We start from the raw sequence: 16,631 nt of genomic DNA on the forward strand, positions 1-16,631 counted from the left end.
TTAGAAACATTGGATGTTTGCCATTCAATATTCGTAACCAACAGAAGCATGTTCCACCTAATATAATAGTAAGTTACTTTGTTATATAAGTGGAATGGTCCAACTATAAGCCATTCAAGCAGGACTTTTAACAGTTGGCTAGTTTCGCTTCGCTACACATTTTAGCCAACAATTTTTTGCCCATTATTAGGGCGTTATATTTTTATCGACAACTGATGCGCATCACGCTACACTTATTGCATGATTAAATCTTTTAAGCACAAAGGACTCAAGAAATACTTCCAAACTGGAAGTGTCTCAGGTATTCAGGCAAAGCATCAACGTAAATTACGTATGCAACTAGCCGCAATAGACACCGCTCAAGAAATTGATGATATCAATTTGCCCGGTTTTAAATTACATCCTTTAAAAGGCAATAGAGATGGGATTTGGTCTATTACTGTAAACGGTAACTGGCGCATTACTTTCGAGTTTATCGATGGCAATGCTTTCATTCTCAACTATGAGGACTATCACTAATGACTATGCATAATCCACCGCACCCAGGGGAGTTCATTTACGATGTTTATTTGGAGCCTGCTGGTTTTAGCTGTCGCTATCTGGCTAAACAATTAGATGTAGCATCATCTACTTTAAATCGAGTTCTTAAAGGTCAAAGTGCCATCTCTCCCGAAATGGCACTGCGCTTGTCTAAAGCAATAGGAAGAACTCCTGAGAGTTGGCTATCAATGCAAGATAACTATGATCTTTGGCATGCTAAGCAACAAATAAACTTAACCAATGTCCACTCAGTAAATTTTGCAGTGGCATAAAAAATATAACAAGCTGTTCAAACGGAAAAATAACAGTTGGCTTGCGCTTCGCGCATTATAGCCAACCATTATTTTCCGCTTAACAGGGCGTTATGATGAGTCGATATTTTTGGTGTTAAATTATAAGTTTTCCTCTATATTCGGGGCTATTGGTATTGTAATTGGACTGTGTTCTTTTTTATTTAATTACTTCATGGTTCCTGTGTCATTACCTGGATATAGTATATTGGCTGCTCCAGCAATGTTCATTCTAAGTTTTTTCAGTGAAGAAACTGATTTTGTTCCTAAAATGATTCTTTTTCTTTCAGGTCAGTTTTTAGGTTACTTTTTAATTGGTTGTATTGTTCAAATAATTAAAAGGCTTGGTTTGGCGCACACTCACTCATAACAACACGCCCTGAGGTGGACAACTAGTAAAATTTAGCTATTTATTGCAAATTTTAATAGCGGTGAACCTCTTCTTTTAAGTGCTTCTAAATATTTTGATTCGTCGTATGGTGTATGTGTCTTCCAGCACCTAAATACGATCCTGATCCACTTGAAAGCCAGTGATCTTATAATACTATTATGGGGTTTACCTTTGCTTATTTGTTGCTCGTAATAAGCCTTTGCCCAAAATGAATAACGTATCGATAAACCGGCCCATTTCACAAAGGTTTGCCTTAAAAAAGTAGGGCAACTGTACCGCCAATGTGTCCACATTTTCTTGCCGCTGCGTTCCATGACAGGCGCAATACCTGCATATTTTTGTAGCTCAGATGCATCATCATAACGATCTCTATTACTGCCCAATGCCACTAATAATCGTGGCGCAAGTTGTCGGCCTGCACAGGGGAAACTATCAAAAATAACTTTATCATTTTGAGCTTTATAGGCCTTTTTTATCACTTTATCTAGCGATTCAATACCCTTGAGTAACACTTTGAATTGCGCAATGAGTACTTCAACTAACAGTTGATTTGGTTCTATTACTCCGGTGTCTTCTGTTAATGGCATGGCATTTTTAATACTCATGATACGGGCATCATTAACCTGGGCGTAATGTGAGTTATGGCTATTAAAAAAGTTTAATAATGTTTGTTTTTTTGCTCTTTGAGCGTGAACGAGTGACGGCCATTTAAGGATGAAATCACAGAAGGTAAATTTATATTTTTCTTTAAATTATTCAATAGCTTGTGGGCAGTAACTCTTTGATGCGGCGGTTATCTTATTTGATAAGTCGACACTATCTTGCACCAGATTTCGACGATATTCAACCAATTGAGAGAGTGCTCGCATAGCCGCTGATTCGGGTTCAATGACGTTGAGTTTCCCCATATGTAGGGTCAAAATCTCAACTTGTAGTAGTGCATCAGAAGGATCATCTTTAGCACCACTTGGGGTAAAGGCTTTACGATATTTAGCCACGGTGGAGGGGTTAATAGTAAACAAAACAAGATGGTCATATTTTGATAACGCATAAATCAGCGGACCTTTTTTTAGCTCACAAACAACCGCTATTATTTGATTTGGGTAACGCTGTTTAAGGCTCATTGCCCATTCATGAAGCGCCTCGGGTTTACTTTTTATAATGCTGTAGTGGTATTTTTCAGTGTCGTTGGGGTGTTCACAGATATCATGTTTTTTATCTGCCCAATCGATACCGACTAAAGCAGCGAAATCATTAACGTTATAGGCTTTCATTTTTCAGCTCCTGCGGGTAAAGTTACAGGCGGAATGTGCTTAAATCTCGTTTCTCGCAGGTCTTATAGATAGTCGTGGTCGGCAATCCCTGAGTATGCGTTTAGAAAGCGAGTTGCTCTGTTGGTTCGAACGTCTTGTTAGAAACATTGAATGTTTGCCGTTCAATATTCGTAACCAACAGGAGCATGTTCCACCTAATCTAATAGTAAGTTACTTTATGAGATTAAGTGGCTTGGTCGAACTATAAGCCATTCAAGCAGGACTTTTAACAGTTGGTTAGGTTCCGCTTCGCTTCATATTTTAGCCAACAATTTTTTGCCGCTTAACGTGGCGTTAGCTTTTGTTACATACTGAAGTCGTTAACAACTATTCTTTTATGTTAACTTAAATTAAATTTTTTCTAATCAAGGATAGAGTCGTGAATAACTTACAAAAAATAGGTGGCGTCGCAGCACTTTTTGAGGCCGCTATTTACATATCAGCTTTTGTTTTTTTTGGAGCGTTTTGGGATTACCCTGTAAGTGCGGATGATACACATAAATTTATTTTTCTAACTAATAATCAGGTAATTTTATCGATAGTTAACTTAACTATGTATGTCGCCTTTGGTCTTTTTTTGGCAGTATTAGTTTTAGCGGTCCATCAACGGATGAAAACCAAAGCCCCTGTTTTATCACAAACTGCTTCGGTCTTCGGTATTATTTGGGTTGGCCTTGTCATAGCAAGTGGAATGATTGCAAATGTAGGATTAGGTGCTGTAATCGATTTGTCTGCCAAAAACGCAGAGCAAGCAATGACTCTTTGGGTAGTTATTAATACAATAGTTGAAGGTTTAGGGGGCGGTAACGAAGTTGTAGGAGGGTTATGGGTTCTTTTATTGAGTGTTGCAGGCTTAAAAATTATTGAACTACCTAAATTGCTAAACTGTTTCGGTCTTTTTATTGGTACTGTTGGTATTCTCACTATTTATCCTGCTGAAATACTGACAGAAATATTTGGCTTAGGCCAAATATTATGGTTCTCTTGGCTAGGTATGGCAATGCTTATGAGCCCTCAAAGCTAACAAGTTGCTCAAAAGGACAAAAAACAGTTGGCTTTTTCACTTCGTTCAATATTTTAACCAACAATTTTTTGCCGCTTAATGTGGCGTTAGCAATACATCAACATGGAGTAGCAATGGAAGCAAGTATTGAAAATTCAGATAGTGAATCTCAGGCTGAATCGAACGAAATGGAATTCTATATAGTATCCCCAAAGAAATTCTTAATTTTATTCCTCGGTACATTTGGTTTTTATACCGTTTATTGGTTCTTTAAGCATTGGAGCTTATACAAAAAAAGCACAAATGAAGATATGTGGCCAATTATGAGAGGGATTTTTTCTATTTTTTTCACTCATTCTTTGTTTGCTTTGTTTGAAATGAGGCACACAAAAAAGACTGGAGAAGCTCCTAAAAGTATTAATTACATGGCAACCATATATGTTGTATTTGCTATTGGTTGTCAAATTTGTACTAACTTATCAGACAGGGGGCACGGCAACCCAGTTACCTTTTACCTTAGTTTATTAATACTTCCTGTATCTTGCTGGGTCTTATATAAAGCACAATCTTTGGTAAACTACTCTGGCGAAGATGAACAGGGTAAATCAAATAGTAGAATAACTGGCTTAAATTATTTTTGGCTAGCACTTAGTGTTGTATTTTGGTTCTTGGTTCTTGTAGGTTTGTTTACAACGCCAGTTGGTGTATAACCGTATTGCTAACAAGTCGTTAAAGCAGGACAAATAACAGTTGGTTTTTACTCCTGCGTCGCTTATTTTAGCCAACATATTATTTGCCTCTTAACGAGGCGTTAGCTGTACAAGGAGACATCAGCATTAAAATCGATTATTCACAATATACTCTCGAAGACTTACTTGATGTAAAAGTAAATATTGATAAAGATAAATATCCAGAAAACTTTGCTGAAATAATGTGTGAGTTATCAAAAAGAGATCATGAACTTGAACAATTCAATAATGAAATCAAAGAAGAGGCAGAAGTAAGAAAAGGAATAATGAAGGTCAGTTGTTCTTATAAAAGGGTTGTAGGTGTTTTTTTGTTTAGTTTTATAGGTAGTCTTCCTGTTGTGCTGTCAACTGAACCGAGCATATTGAAAGGCTTAGATAAATTTTATTCCGCACTTATTTTATTAATGACAGGGTCACCTTTGTTGCATTCTTTTCGAAGTGGGTGGACGTTAAGTAGGCACGGTATAGTTACAGTCACAGAAGATGTTTTTTCCTTCACTATTATGCAACTGTTTTATGGTTACGTTTTTAGTTTAATATTATTACTTACCATAGCAAGGTGGCCATAGTACAGTTAACAATGCCATAAAGTAACGGACACATAACAGTTGGCTGTGCTCTTTCCTCGCTGTTTTAGCCAACTATTATTTAGCCGTTTATGGCGAGCGTTATATGCTAAAGAGTGTTCAATGAAAAAATATTCATATTTAATTCTAGCTATAGTTTTTGGGGTTTTGACTATCGCAAGCGGAGCTGAATTTACTTGTCACAATTCAGCTTGCAATGGAGAGTATTCAGGTAGTGACATTTCTTTTTCAGTCTTTTTTTTGTTATCTTCTTAATTAAAGAACAAAGAACAAAGAACAAAGAACAACTGAGTAAGTTAATGGATTGCATATAACAAGCACTTCAAACAGAACAAAAACAGTTAGTTAGGTTCCGCTTTGCTTCACATTTTAACCAACTGTTTTTGTCAGCTTAAGTGGACGTTATAATAATTATCAAAACAGGGAGTTAATTGATAGTATGAAGAAAGAAAAAATAGCGCCCATATCTTGTTTTACTATATGTATTATTACGACTATTGCCGTTCTAAATCAGGTGTTGGTTCAAGATATAGACTTTGAACATTTATTTTCTATGTTGGGGATGGTATTTGTTTTCTTTAGCATGGCGTGTACGCCTTGGATGTTTTTTACACCTATAAATGAAATCTTCTCAAAATTACATAGCAGTACAAATACAGTCATATTAAAAGTTGGGCACGTAAATATTGTAAGGTCTGTTGGGCTTATTCTTGTTATAGCTTCTGGTGTGCTCACATTATTCTAATAAGACCTTCAAACGGGACAAATAACAGTTGGCTAGTTTCGCTTCCATTTTAGCTCATTAATTGGGTGTTATGTGCTAAACGTTTATAAGCCTTAAGCCTGAACATTTATTTTTATGTTTAGGTCAATGATAAAGTTAGAACTAAACAGGTTGTATCATGCTCAAATATTTTAGAATTATCAGTGTTGTTGAGGGTTTGTCATTCTTAGCTATTTTATGTGTTACGCTTGGTCTAATAAGCAGAGAATTTGTTTCTTATCTTGGCATGTTTCATGGTGTTTTATTCATGCTTTACATTGCGCTATCATTTGTTGTAGCCAAGAAAAAAGGTTGGTCTATTCTATTCTGGATAGCATTGTTTTTAGCTTCTATTGTTCCGTTTGCTTTTATTATTGTCGAACTGTTCTTGCGAAAAGAATCCACAAAACAAGCATTGTCCGTAGCATAATTTAGTTAGTGCGTGTCATACATCATGCCAAGAATGCACATAACAAGAACTTCAAGCGAAACAAAAGTTCCGCTTCGCTACACATTTTAGCCGACTGTTTTGTCCGCTTAAGTGGGCGTTATGTGCACATGGAGTTTGTATATTCTCGAAAGTTTCAGTAAAAATCATCATAATCACATGTTTAGTTTCTTTAGGTGGTTGCTCAACAACTAAGCCAACGAATGTGCATGTGATTTTGTTGTCGGTGCGGGTGATAATGCATTCGAAAGACATGAGAATAAAAACAAGAGTAACACTCACGGAAACAAGGTTAAAAACAATCAAAATTCAGATACTCTTGAAGGCATTTTAAATATTTTGGGTGGCATGCTTACACGAAGCTTAAACAATGATTCAAGTAAGGAGTGCAGATAACAAGCAATTTAACAGGACTAAAAATTGTGGGCTGTTCGCTTCCATTTTAGCCCACAATTTTTAGCCCATTAATTGGGTGTTAGGCAATATTAAATAAAGGGGTGTTTGGTTCATGTTAGATTCTTATTCAGTTGCTTTTTTCGGTATATTAACAATCATATTGACTGTTGTAGTACAAAGTCTAGTTGCAGCAAAATCTAAAGCTTCACAGCCAGGTGCTATTCCTGGAAAAATTGATTCATCACTAAGTCATTCTTCATTCGTGTTTCGTTCAAATAGAACATTTGCCAATTCTCTAGAAAATACCACAGTGATGCTTGGTGCTTCATTTTTAGCAATACTTGTTGGGGCTAATATTTTTTGGACTGGAATCATAATTTGAATCATGGCAATATCCAGAATTATTCATATGATTCTGTATTATTCGATATCAACAGAAAAAAATCCAAGTTCAAGAAGCTATTTCTATTTAATGGCCTTGGTAGCAAATATAATACTTCTTGGTTTATGTGGTTGGGCGATTGTCTAACAAGACAATCAAAAGGACTAAAAATGATGTCTGCCGTTCGTTCCTCACTATTTTAGCCAACTATTTTTGTCCGCTTAAGTGGGCGTTAGATTTTTCATGGTTACATCAGAGTTTCAAGCTACTAAGGATAGTTTAAATGATTAAAAAAGTATTATTAGCATCTTTGTTAATTGTATCTATTTCTGTTTCTGCCAAAGAGGTTGGAAATCCGCCATATAATTTATCAAACGAAGATAAATTATATGGTTTGTCATTATTTTGGAAAGAAGCGAGTTACAATTTTGCGTATTTTGACCAAGTACCCGACTTAGATTTTGATAGCGCATATAGAGAATATATCCCCAAAGTTTTAGCTACTGAAACAACTTATGAGTATTATCGCGAACTAATGAAATTTAATGCTTTACTGCACGATGGACATACTAATATTTACTTACCAAAAGGACTTTCTTCTAAGTATGTAGACTGGCCAGCCTTAAGTTTAAGAGAGGCTCATCAGCAAGCTGTAGTTACTAAAGTAAAAAGTGAGCTTCAAGCTGAAATTCCTTTAGGCTCTACCGTTGTTTCAGTTGAAGGTGTTAATTTAGAAACTTATTTAAAAACCAATGTTATGCCTTATATTGCTAGTTCAACCGAGCATATTTTGTGGAACGATGGTGTAAGAAATACATTAAACGGATCACCTGATAGTAAGGTTAATTTTACTATAAAGACTCCTTTAGGGGAGTTCAAAGACTTAACTCTTACTAGAAATGCACGACATCAAAAAATAGATAAAGTGTCGTTAAAGCTTCCCAAATCGAATGGGGAGTTATTTGAATTTAAGTGGTTGGATCGTAAGATAGCCTATATCGCTCTTAATGGTTTTCATGATGAAAAAATCCTGCAAGACTTCAATGAAGTTTATGATGAAGTTAAACAAGCTAGGGGATTAATTATTGATCTAAGGTTCAATGGTGGCGGTAATTCAAGTATTGCAGCTGAAATATTATCCCACTTTACAAATAAAGATTTAGATGGCTCTATTTGGAAAACCAGAAAAAATATTGCTGCGTTTAAAGCATGGGGAAACTATAGTGAAAAATATAAAAGTTATGCCCAAGATAATGCATGGGAGTCAGGAGCTATGGAATCGCTCAAAGCAAAAGAAAATAGTCATATTGTACCTACTTACGTGTTGATTGGGAGGCATACCGCCTCAGCAGCAGAGGATTTTTTAATCTATGCAGATAAGCTAAAGCACTTTACTACCGTTGGTGAAAAAACATATGGAAGTACGGGCCAGCCAATTTTCTTTGATTTACCTGGTGGTGGGTCTTTCAGAATTTGTACTAAAAGAGATACATACCCAGATGGGAGAGAGTTTGTAGGCTATGGTATTAGCCCAAAAATTATTATTGATCGTATGCCTGAACATCTGAGATCAGAAAAAGATATTGTACTTTCTAGCTCTATTAAAAAGTTGAAAGAACAAATCTAACAAGGCGTTCAAACGGACAAAAAACAGTTGGCTGTTTCACTTTGTTCACAATTTTAGCCAACAACTTTTTGCCGCTTAACGTGGCGTTAGTTACCCATCAATGAACATGGACGTAATATGAAAATTTTATTTCTCTTATCCCTTATTTTCTTTTCTACTATCAGTAATGCTGTTGTGAAGAGGCATGATATTCCCCCTGAAAATTATGTCATAGAAAAAGCACCTGAATACCTAATTGATATGCCACATGAAGGCCATGGTGTACTAATAAATTCACAATGGATTTTGACTGTAGCACATACTATTTTTTATGATTATGTTGGCAAGGATTTAATTGTTGGTTCAAAAGTTTATGAAATAGAAAGCGTTCATATACACCCCAATTACACTCAACCTAATAAAAATTTACTTAAAGGTGATTTAGAGCCTTTAATGAGTTTTTTTAAATCTAGAAGTGATATTGCGTTAATCAAATTAACTTCACCCGTTAATGGTATAGAACCAATCAGTATGTATACGGGTAAAAGTGAAAAAGACAAAATAATTACAGTTTATGGTAAGGGAGCTACTGGGAACGGATTAACTGGTGAAGATCCTGATACTAAATCACTTCGTGTTATGAATCAGTTTCAAAATGTTGTTGAAAGCGCAGAAGGTAACTGGCTGGTATTTAAATTTAACGAACCTGCAAATGCATTATCACTCGAGGGGATGCACGGTTCAGGAGATAGCGGAGGGGCATCTGTTGTATTTCAAGACGGTGTGCCTTTTTTGATAGGTTTATCAAGTTGGCAATTGGGGCATGGCGATATATCTTCTTTTAAAGGTGGTTTGTATGGTACTACTGCTTATCAAGTTAGGGTGTCAAATTACAATGACTGGATATTGGGTGTACTGGGTAACTAACAAGCTGTTAAATAAGGACAATGACAGTTGGCTTTTGCTCCTTCGTCGCTTATTTTAGCCAACTATCATTTGCCTCTTAATGGGGCGTTAGCTGTACAAGGAAAGTTTTGTGATCGTTATTATATTTATATCCTTAATTGCAATATCAATTTATTTTAAAGTGCGTTACAACCAAGCAATCACAAAGGCTCAAGAGTTTTGTCATTTAAATAAGTTAGATCTTTTTGGCGTTACATACGAAAGCTCATCGCACATACACAAAGATTTTAATTTTATGAGTAAGTTATGGTCGGGTAACGCTATAAAAGACATATCTGATGAAAGATTAAAATTAGAGTTATTAAATGCTCGTAAATTATTTCAGTTACAACTGTTATTCGGTTTTTTAACATTTCTTTCAGTTGTAACAAATGGATTTTTCAGTGCATAGTACAGCTAACAAGGCATTCAAACGGACAAAAAACAGTTGGCTGTTTTCACTTCGTTCAACATTTTAGCCAACAATTTTTTGCCGCTTAATGTGGCGTTATAAGCCTAAAGGAATACCGAGTGAGACTTTCCCTTTCAATTTTATTATCAATGATTTCTCTCCATTGTTTTGGCATTACTGATTTAGAGGTTAAAAGTTGGCAAGATGATCTAGAGTTTTATTCACGAAATTTGTCTGAAAAACATATAGATCTTTACCATACGATTTCTAGGCAAAGCTTTAATAAAGAGGTAACGCAACTTAAAGGCTCTCTATCCTCCTTAACGAAAAATCAGTTATTAATTGAACTGATGAGGTTAACTCACAAAATTGGTGATGGGCATACATCATTTCCTTTATGGGGAGCTAATTTAAAAAGTTTTCCTATTCAATTAAAGGTGCTCAATGGAGAGCTTTATGTAATTAAAACTACCAAGGATTTCAAGCACCTCCTTGGTGCGAAACTTGAGAAAATTAACGACATGAATGCAGAAGAAATCTATCGTTTATTTTCTCAACTAGCACCTTTTTCTGAAAACAAATACTCAACACAAATAAGAGCAGCACAATATATCCCAAAAGCCGAGTTACTTAATGGGCTGGGAATTGTCAAAGGTACATTTCAAGCTCGATTTACATTCACAATAGGCAAAAAACTAATTGAACAACAATTAGAACCATCCCACTCAAATGAGTATACAGCCGAACTCACCTATCTAAACAACTCCATATTTTCGATTGAGGAAAAACTAAACGAGAATCTTTGGTTTGGGTCGTTAAACGATAATAAAGTGGTCTATTTTAAATTTCGCCGTTATACATCAATCTCAAAAATGGAATCACTGGGTGAAGATTTATTATCCTTCATCAATAAAAACAAATCTAAAAAGTTAATAATTGACCTTAGAGACAATTATGGTGGGGACTTTTTTGTAGGTTTAAAATTGGCTCAATTACTGGTACTGGCTGACAGTATAGATTGGAAGTCAGGCGTTTATGTTCTTATTGATAATACAACTTTCTCAGCAGCAATGAGTAATGCTGCTCAGTTTTCACAATTATTGAATGCAAAATTAGTTGGTGAACCTACAGGTGCCAAACCTTCAGGTTACCAAGATATGGGGCAATTTATTTTACCTAACTCCAACCTAGAGGTAACATACTCAAAGCGCCTGTATCACTTTACTCGTGATAATAAAGATGCGTTATACCCAAATGTTCATATTGAAGTTTCAATTGATGACTATATTTCAAAAAATGACCGTCAATTAAAATGGATATTAAGTGATATAGGGTTGCAATAACCGGCTTATAACAAGCAATTTAACAGGACTAAAAACAGCGGGCTGTTCGCTTCGCTCCATTTTAGCCCACAATTTTTAGCCCGTTAATTGGGCGTTATGGTGCTTTATATCTCCATCTAATAAGGAAGTTTCATGTTCTACTTAATACCTCGCTTTAAGTTGTTGTCAGTTCTACTAACAACCCTAGTGTTTTCCTCGATTGTTCAATCAAAAAGCATTGAATTAAATAAGGAACAACGTAAAGAAGTTGTAGAGGGGATTTCTAAGATCGTTATTGAAAATTACGTTTTCCCTAAGGTTGCACAGAAAAATGCTAACTTCATACAAGAACAATTTAAGTCTGGGAAATATAATGAAATTATTGATGCGCATAAATTTGCAGAACAATTAACTATCGATCTACAAAAAATAAACCATGATAAACATATGGAAGTTAGAGTTAAAAAACCTCAAAAGCCACAACCAGAGCAAAAGCAATCAAGTAGCCCGTATTTAGAGTATTTAAAACAAGAACAAAAAGAGAACTACGGTTTTAAAAAAATTGAGATTCTAGAGGGTAATGTCGGGTATATCGATTTTCGTTACTTTAGTGGCTTTGATTCAGCAAAAGAAACTGTTGATGGCGTATTAAAGGTTATTAAGAATACAGACGCAGTTATTTTTGACCTTAGAAAAAATGATGGTGGCTCTCCTGAATTGGTGCAATATATTTGTAGTTACTTCTTTGGTGAAAAAACTCATTTGAATAGTTTATATTGGAGAAAAGGTAACAGGACTCAAGAGTTTTGGACTCTTGATGAATTACCTTCTGAACGTATGCCTGATGTTCCATTATTCGTACTTACAAGTAAATATACTTTTTCTGGAGCGGAAGAGTTTGCTTATAATTTTAAAACTCGAAAAAGAGCAACAATTGTAGGCGAAAGTACAGGTGGTGGTGCAAACCCAGGAGGTCCAATAGAAATAAATGAACTATTTAGTATTAATGTTCCTACTGGTCGCGCTATTAACCCTATTACTCAAACTAATTGGGAAGGTACAGGTGTTTTACCAAATATAAAAACATCATCAACGAATGCTTTTGATAAAGCTTACCTCTTAGCCAAGAGTTCAGCAGAAAAGTACCGTAAACAGAAATAAAAAACAATGTGACGAGTAGGCTGCAACTAGCACCATAACAACATGCCCTGAGGTGGACAACTAGTAAAATTTAGCTAGTTATTGCAAATTTTATCAACGGTGATCCTCTTCGTTTTAATGCTTCTAAATATTTTGATTCGTTGTAGGGCGTCTTCGTTTTCCAGCACCTAAATATTATTCTTATTCACTTGAAAGCAAGCGATCTTATTATGCTGTTATGTGGTTTACCTTTACTTTTTTGTTGCTCATAACAAGCTTTTGCTCAGAATGAATATCGTATCGAAAAACCAGCCCATTCAACAAACGTTTGCCTTAAAAAAGTAGGACAACTGTACCGCCAATGTGTCCATATCTTTTTACCACTGCTTTCAATAACGGGTGCAATACCCGCATACTTCTGCATCTGTGAAGCATCCGTATAACGTTCTCTATTGTGCCCAAAAGCGACTAATAAGCGCGGTGCTAGTTGTGGGCCTGCGCCAGGTAAACTATCAAAAATAGCCTTGTCTTGTTGTTTTTTGTACAGCTGTTTTATTGCTTTATCCAACTGTTCAATACCGATAAGTAACACCTTGAATTGTGCGATAAGCACTTCCACTAACAGTTGATTAGGGGCTATTACGCCTTCATCTTCGGTTAACGGAATGGCTTCTTTAATGCTAAGTAATCGAGCATTATTGACGGTTTCATAATGTGAGTTGTGACGATTAAAGAAGTCTAATAAGGTTTGCTTTCTGGCTTTTTTAACCGCGGTGAGCGATGGCCATTTACTGATGAAATCACAAAAGATTAAGGTATCTTTTTCTTTAAACCATTCACGCGCTTGAGGGGAGTAGTTCTTCAACGTTGCGGTTATTTTATTTGATAAATCGACGCCATCTTGTACTACATTACGACGATACTCAACCAGTTGCGCTAATGCTCTCATTGATGTTGACTCAGGTACTATCACTGAGAGTTTATCTATGTGAAGTTTAATCATTTCAACTTGTATGAATGCATCTGTTGGGTCATTTTTTGCGCCGCTAGGCGTGAATGCTTTGCGGTAATTTGCGACCGCGGATGGATTCACCGTAAATAAGACGAGGTGGTCATATTTTGCGAGCGCATAAATTAAGGGACTTTTTTTAAGTTCACACACAACAGCAATTTTCTGATCTGGGTAACGCAGCTTAAGCTCCATTGCCCATTTGTGAAGCGCTTCTGGTTTATGTTTTATAATGGTGTAGTGATATTGTTTGGTGTTTTTTGGGTGCTCACATATATCATGTTTTTTGTCAGCCCAATCGATACCAATAAGTGCAGCGAAATCATCGACGTTATATGCTTTCATTTTGATGCTCCAGCGAGTAAAATTATAGGTGGAATGTGCTTAAGTCTCGTTTCTCGCAGGTCTTATAGATAGTCGTCGTAGGCGATCCTTGAGTATGCGTTTTGAAGCGAGTAGCTCTGTTGGTTCGAACGTCTTGTTAGAAATATTGGATGTTTGCCGTTCAATATTCGTAACCAACAGATGCATATTCCACTTATCAAATATAGTAAACTAATCGATTGATAAATGGATTGGTCCAACTATAAGGCGTTCAAACGGACAAAAAACAGTTGGCTGTTTCACTCCGTTCACATTATAGGCAAAAATCTTTTGCCGCTTAACGTGGCGTTATATGCATAAGCAGTATCAAGCATTGTTTAATAAATTAATTCCAGTTTCGCTGATTTTTTTGCTATCAGCTTGTGGTGCAACTAAACCAGCACCATACCAAAAAGATAGAAAACCAGAGAATAGAGAACAATATAATGGTTTAGAAGGTATGGCTCAGTATCAAAAAGATCAGATTTATTTACTCAGCAAAGAATTATCTGACAAATGTACGACTGCAAAAATTGATTTGGCAATGGCAGAAACAGATAATGATTTTGAAGAAATTAAAATTCAAAAAGCACTAATTGGCAGCACTTGCATATAACAAGAACTTCAAACAGAAAAAATACAGTTGGCTGTTTTCACTCCGTTCAACATTTTAGCCAGCTATTTTTTCCGCTTAAGTAGGCGTTATGTTTACTTTTAGCTTGAGTGTAAATTTAAAACTCTATGACAAAATTTTTTTCAAAGTTTAAGCACTTTCACTTAAAAATTGACACCATTGTAACTGTAGTATTTTTTAGCTCCGTCGGTTTGGCATATTTAGGTGTTTTAAAACCTATTCAAGCTTATCATTTAACTGTTTTTACATTGTTATGTGTATTTGCATATCTTTTATATAAACTAGTAAAAAATAAATGTATCTATATTAATTCTCACAAATTCTTATTATCGTCACTTGTAGGTTTGTTTATTTTATTTTGCTATTTGGCCATGATTTTTTTGTCTATTTATATTTTATCGGATGGTTTGTTGAGTAGGTAAACATAACAAGAATTTCAAGCAGGACAAAATACAGTTGGCTTTTTGTTCACTACGTTTGCTTATTTTAACCAACTATTTTTTGCCTCTTAATGAGGCGTTAGTTGGCTCATCAATATTTGTTATCATTAAATTTTAAGCTTTAGTAATTAATATTAAAAGGAATTAAACAATGAAAACTCTTACTCTTTTACTATCGTTATCACTATGGACAAGTAGCGCTATTGCCAGAGATGATTTTTCTGCTATTGACAAATATGTGAACGCAGCTAAAAAAGAAGTTGGTTTACCCTCAGGAACAGCAATAGCAATAGTCAAAAATGGAAAAGTCGTTTATGAGGGGTATTTTGGTTATGCAAATATCAAAGAGAAAAAAAAGGTAACAGATAAAACCGCTTTTTATATCGCGTCGATTACTAAACCGATATTTGCTCTGTCTACTTTGTTAATGGAACACAAAGGTGATATCAAAGATACAATGTCAATGACAGAGATGTTTCCAAAACTTAAATTCTCTCATATTGATACAGAACAGATTCAATTAAAAAATTTAATGTCCCATACTGCGGGAATATCAAATTGGCCATTTGTTGCATCTCTAGCGTATACAGGAAATCATGATAGTGCCCAACGCCATAAACTAGTTGCAGCTTCGACTTATGACGAAAAAAACAAATTAGGTGAATTTCAGTACACCAACCTTGGATATAATATTGTGAGCGTATGGGCTGAGGATTATTACAAGCAAGATTGGCAGAAAACAATATCAGAATTAATTTATGAGCCACTTGCTATGGTGCGCACTTCATCTTATATGAGCGACTCTATTAAAAAAAGCTTTGAAGTTGCACGACCTTACGGACTAAGAGGAAAAGATCCAAGAGAAGTGTTAGCTTTTGAAAAAAGTAATATCACTATGCATGGAGCGGGAGGAACCATTTCAACAGCATCAGATATGGCACGTTTTCTAATCGCTCATCTTAATGATGGTCGTGTCGATGGTAATGTGATTTTCCCCGCAGAAGTTATCCTGAAATCTCATCAACAGTTAGCAGTGAATGATCTAAAGTATCGTGATTTTATCCGTAAAGGGTACGCATGGGGTTGGTATATAGGTCCATATAAAGACGAAGAAATGTATCATCATTTTGGTGGTGTTGCTGGAACCCATACCCATACCTCTTTTATGTTAAAACATAATATAGGTCTTGTGATTTTAAATAATGAATCAAGTATAAGTAGTAAGCTTTCTAATGGCATTGCGGATATTGCCTATAGTATTTTGCTTAATAAAGGCAGTGCCGATGATATATCTGATATGCATATTCTACAAATGAAGGAAGCATGGAGTGAAATAAAGCCCAAGCTTCAGATGTCTATTGATAATTCAGCAAAAAGAGACCTTGCAAGAACAATGATACTTAGCCATACCAGATCAAAATATGCTGGTATATTTCATAATTCTTTGTGGGGAGATCTAAAGGTTGAACTCCTTGATTCAGGTAGATTTGAATTTACACTAGGGGAAATTCACGCAGTTGCTACAGCTTATACTAAACCAGATACAATGAGGGTTGAATTTCCCGTGATGGGCGGTGGGAAGATTGTTACATATAAAATAAAAGATGGTGAAGTTAAAGAATTAGATTTTTTTGGAGAGATATTTAACAAACTATGATGAATACAATCTAACGTGTTGGAGTAAAAGCCAACTAACAAGAAAATCAACAAGGACTAAAAACAGCGGGCTGTTCGCTTCGCTCCATTTTAGTCCACTATTTTTAGCCTGTTATTTAGGCGTTATAGCGCAAAGGAACTGTATATGAATTCATCAGCTATCAAATTGAAAAACACGCCTAATGCAATAAAGGAATTCTTAGATGTTGCTTTAAAATCTAAACCGATGTTTATTGCTTATC

The 16,631-nt window shown here is 35.5% G+C and carries 17 protein-coding genes and 1 pseudogene; 15 read left to right on the forward strand and 3 right to left on the reverse strand.

Annotated features, from left to right (window positions below; all coding sequences use genetic code 11):
• Nucleotides 1–240 precede the first annotated feature (240 nt).
• Nucleotides 241–519, forward strand: coding sequence for a type II toxin-antitoxin system RelE/ParE family toxin (locus H4J67_RS18770; RefSeq protein ID WP_146801274.1), 279 nt, complete (start codon nucleotides 241–243; stop codon nucleotides 517–519).
• On the forward strand, nucleotides 519–812 hold the full coding sequence (locus H4J67_RS18775) for a HigA family addiction module antitoxin (protein ID WP_182169464.1): 294 nt from the start codon (nucleotides 519–521) through the stop codon (nucleotides 810–812). Before H4J67_RS18770 ends, H4J67_RS18775 begins: the two co-directional genes overlap by 1 nt.
• Nucleotides 813–1,232: 420 nt before the next feature.
• On the opposite strand, the gene H4J67_RS20905 is transcribed toward H4J67_RS18775, so the two are convergent.
• Nucleotides 1,233–1,826, reverse strand: coding sequence for a transposase (locus tag H4J67_RS20905; RefSeq protein ID WP_259368684.1), 594 nt, complete (start codon nucleotides 1,824–1,826; stop codon nucleotides 1,233–1,235).
• 147 nt (nucleotides 1,827–1,973) lie between these two features.
• Entirely contained in the window at nucleotides 1,974–2,495 is a 522-nt protein-coding gene (locus H4J67_RS20910; protein ID WP_259368685.1) for an IS110 family transposase, read from the reverse strand.
• A gap of 418 nt (nucleotides 2,496–2,913) precedes the next feature.
• Here H4J67_RS20910 and H4J67_RS18785 point away from each other — a divergent pair, with 418 nt between their 5' ends.
• The 11 genes and pseudogenes from H4J67_RS18785 to H4J67_RS18835 all read left to right on the forward strand — a co-directional run bounded on the left by H4J67_RS18785 (nucleotide 2,914) and on the right by H4J67_RS18835 (nucleotide 12,308).
• Nucleotides 2,914–3,558, forward strand: coding sequence for a hypothetical protein (locus tag H4J67_RS18785; protein ID WP_182204668.1), 645 nt, complete (start codon nucleotides 2,914–2,916; stop codon nucleotides 3,556–3,558).
• 113 nt (nucleotides 3,559–3,671) lie between these two features.
• Nucleotides 3,672–4,247, forward strand: a complete 576-nt coding sequence (locus H4J67_RS18790) for a hypothetical protein (protein ID WP_182204670.1) — start codon at nucleotides 3,672–3,674, stop codon at nucleotides 4,245–4,247.
• A gap of 83 nt (nucleotides 4,248–4,330) precedes the next feature.
• Nucleotides 4,331–4,855: a hypothetical protein gene (locus H4J67_RS18795; RefSeq protein ID WP_182204672.1), complete on the forward strand. Its 525-nt coding sequence runs from the start codon at nucleotides 4,331–4,333 to the stop codon at nucleotides 4,853–4,855.
• 457 nt (nucleotides 4,856–5,312) lie between these two features.
• Entirely contained in the window at nucleotides 5,313–5,618 is a 306-nt protein-coding gene (locus tag H4J67_RS18800) for a hypothetical protein (protein ID WP_182204674.1), read from the forward strand.
• 157 nt (nucleotides 5,619–5,775) lie between these two features.
• Nucleotides 5,776–6,066, forward strand: a complete 291-nt coding sequence (locus H4J67_RS18805; protein WP_182169479.1) for a DUF3817 domain-containing protein — start codon at nucleotides 5,776–5,778, stop codon at nucleotides 6,064–6,066.
• A 526-nt stretch (nucleotides 6,067–6,592) separates the two neighbouring features.
• A pseudogene (locus H4J67_RS21340) lies at nucleotides 6,593–7,009 on the forward strand (MAPEG family protein).
• 136 nt (nucleotides 7,010–7,145) lie between these two features.
• Nucleotides 7,146–8,489 carry a S41 family peptidase gene (locus tag H4J67_RS18815; protein ID WP_182169485.1) on the forward strand — a complete coding sequence of 448 codons (1,344 nt, stop codon included), beginning with the start codon at nucleotides 7,146–7,148 and terminating at the stop codon, nucleotides 8,487–8,489.
• A 117-nt stretch (nucleotides 8,490–8,606) separates the two neighbouring features.
• The gene (locus H4J67_RS18820; RefSeq protein WP_182169488.1) at nucleotides 8,607–9,395 is read left to right on the forward strand and encodes a trypsin-like serine protease; all 789 of its coding nucleotides are present in this window, start codon (nucleotides 8,607–8,609) and stop codon (nucleotides 9,393–9,395) included.
• A 109-nt stretch (nucleotides 9,396–9,504) separates the two neighbouring features.
• Nucleotides 9,505–9,825, forward strand: coding sequence for a hypothetical protein (locus H4J67_RS18825; protein ID WP_182204675.1), 321 nt, complete (start codon nucleotides 9,505–9,507; stop codon nucleotides 9,823–9,825).
• A gap of 119 nt (nucleotides 9,826–9,944) precedes the next feature.
• The gene (locus H4J67_RS21110) at nucleotides 9,945–11,168 is read left to right on the forward strand and encodes a S41 family peptidase (protein ID WP_182169417.1); all 1,224 of its coding nucleotides are present in this window, start codon (nucleotides 9,945–9,947) and stop codon (nucleotides 11,166–11,168) included.
• A gap of 132 nt (nucleotides 11,169–11,300) precedes the next feature.
• Nucleotides 11,301–12,308, forward strand: a complete 1,008-nt coding sequence (locus H4J67_RS18835) for a S41 family peptidase (protein WP_182169415.1) — start codon at nucleotides 11,301–11,303, stop codon at nucleotides 12,306–12,308.
• Between the two features lie 262 nt (nucleotides 12,309–12,570).
• Here H4J67_RS18835 and H4J67_RS18840 read toward each other — a convergent pair whose 3' ends face one another.
• Entirely contained in the window at nucleotides 12,571–13,641 is a 1,071-nt protein-coding gene (locus H4J67_RS18840) for an IS110 family transposase (protein ID WP_259368686.1), read from the reverse strand.
• Nucleotides 13,642–13,972: 331 nt separating this feature from the next.
• Here H4J67_RS18840 and H4J67_RS18845 point away from each other — a divergent pair, with 331 nt between their 5' ends.
• Both H4J67_RS18845 and H4J67_RS18850 read left to right on the forward strand, forming a co-directional pair.
• On the forward strand, nucleotides 13,973–14,275 hold the full coding sequence (locus tag H4J67_RS18845; protein ID WP_182169412.1) for a hypothetical protein: 303 nt from the start codon (nucleotides 13,973–13,975) through the stop codon (nucleotides 14,273–14,275).
• 609 nt (nucleotides 14,276–14,884) lie between these two features.
• Nucleotides 14,885–16,390 carry a serine hydrolase gene (locus tag H4J67_RS18850; protein WP_182204677.1) on the forward strand — a complete coding sequence of 502 codons (1,506 nt, stop codon included), beginning with the start codon at nucleotides 14,885–14,887 and terminating at the stop codon, nucleotides 16,388–16,390.
• The last annotated feature ends 241 nt before the right edge of the window (nucleotides 16,391–16,631 follow it).

Source organism: Colwellia sp. BRX10-4, assembly GCF_014077465.1.
Lineage (GTDB): Bacteria > Pseudomonadota > Gammaproteobacteria > Enterobacterales > Alteromonadaceae > Colwellia_A.

Coding starts and splice junctions, on each gene's coding strand:
- H4J67_RS20910 (WP_259368685.1), bottom strand. CDS start 2,495: ATGAAAGCCTATAACGTTAATGATTTCGCTGCTTTAGTCGGTATCGAT.
- H4J67_RS18850 (WP_182204677.1), top strand. CDS start 14,885: ATGAAAACTCTTACTCTTTTACTATCGTTATCACTATGGACAAGTAGC.
- H4J67_RS18820 (WP_182169488.1), top strand. CDS start 8,607: ATGAAAATTTTATTTCTCTTATCCCTTATTTTCTTTTCTACTATCAGT.
- H4J67_RS18770 (WP_146801274.1), top strand. CDS start 241: ATGATTAAATCTTTTAAGCACAAAGGACTCAAGAAATACTTCCAAACT.
- H4J67_RS18815 (WP_182169485.1), top strand. CDS start 7,146: ATGATTAAAAAAGTATTATTAGCATCTTTGTTAATTGTATCTATTTCT.
- H4J67_RS18840 (WP_259368686.1), bottom strand. CDS start 13,641: ATGAAAGCATATAACGTCGATGATTTCGCTGCACTTATTGGTATCGAT.
- H4J67_RS18805 (WP_182169479.1), top strand. CDS start 5,776: ATGCTCAAATATTTTAGAATTATCAGTGTTGTTGAGGGTTTGTCATTC.
- H4J67_RS18835 (WP_182169415.1), top strand. CDS start 11,301: ATGTTCTACTTAATACCTCGCTTTAAGTTGTTGTCAGTTCTACTAACA.
- H4J67_RS18845 (WP_182169412.1), top strand. CDS start 13,973: ATGCATAAGCAGTATCAAGCATTGTTTAATAAATTAATTCCAGTTTCG.
- H4J67_RS18775 (WP_182169464.1), top strand. CDS start 519: ATGACTATGCATAATCCACCGCACCCAGGGGAGTTCATTTACGATGTT.
- H4J67_RS18800 (WP_182204674.1), top strand. CDS start 5,313: ATGAAGAAAGAAAAAATAGCGCCCATATCTTGTTTTACTATATGTATT.
- H4J67_RS20905 (WP_259368684.1), bottom strand. CDS start 1,826: ATGAGTATTAAAAATGCCATGCCATTAACAGAAGACACCGGAGTAATA.
- H4J67_RS18790 (WP_182204670.1), top strand. CDS start 3,672: ATGGAAGCAAGTATTGAAAATTCAGATAGTGAATCTCAGGCTGAATCG.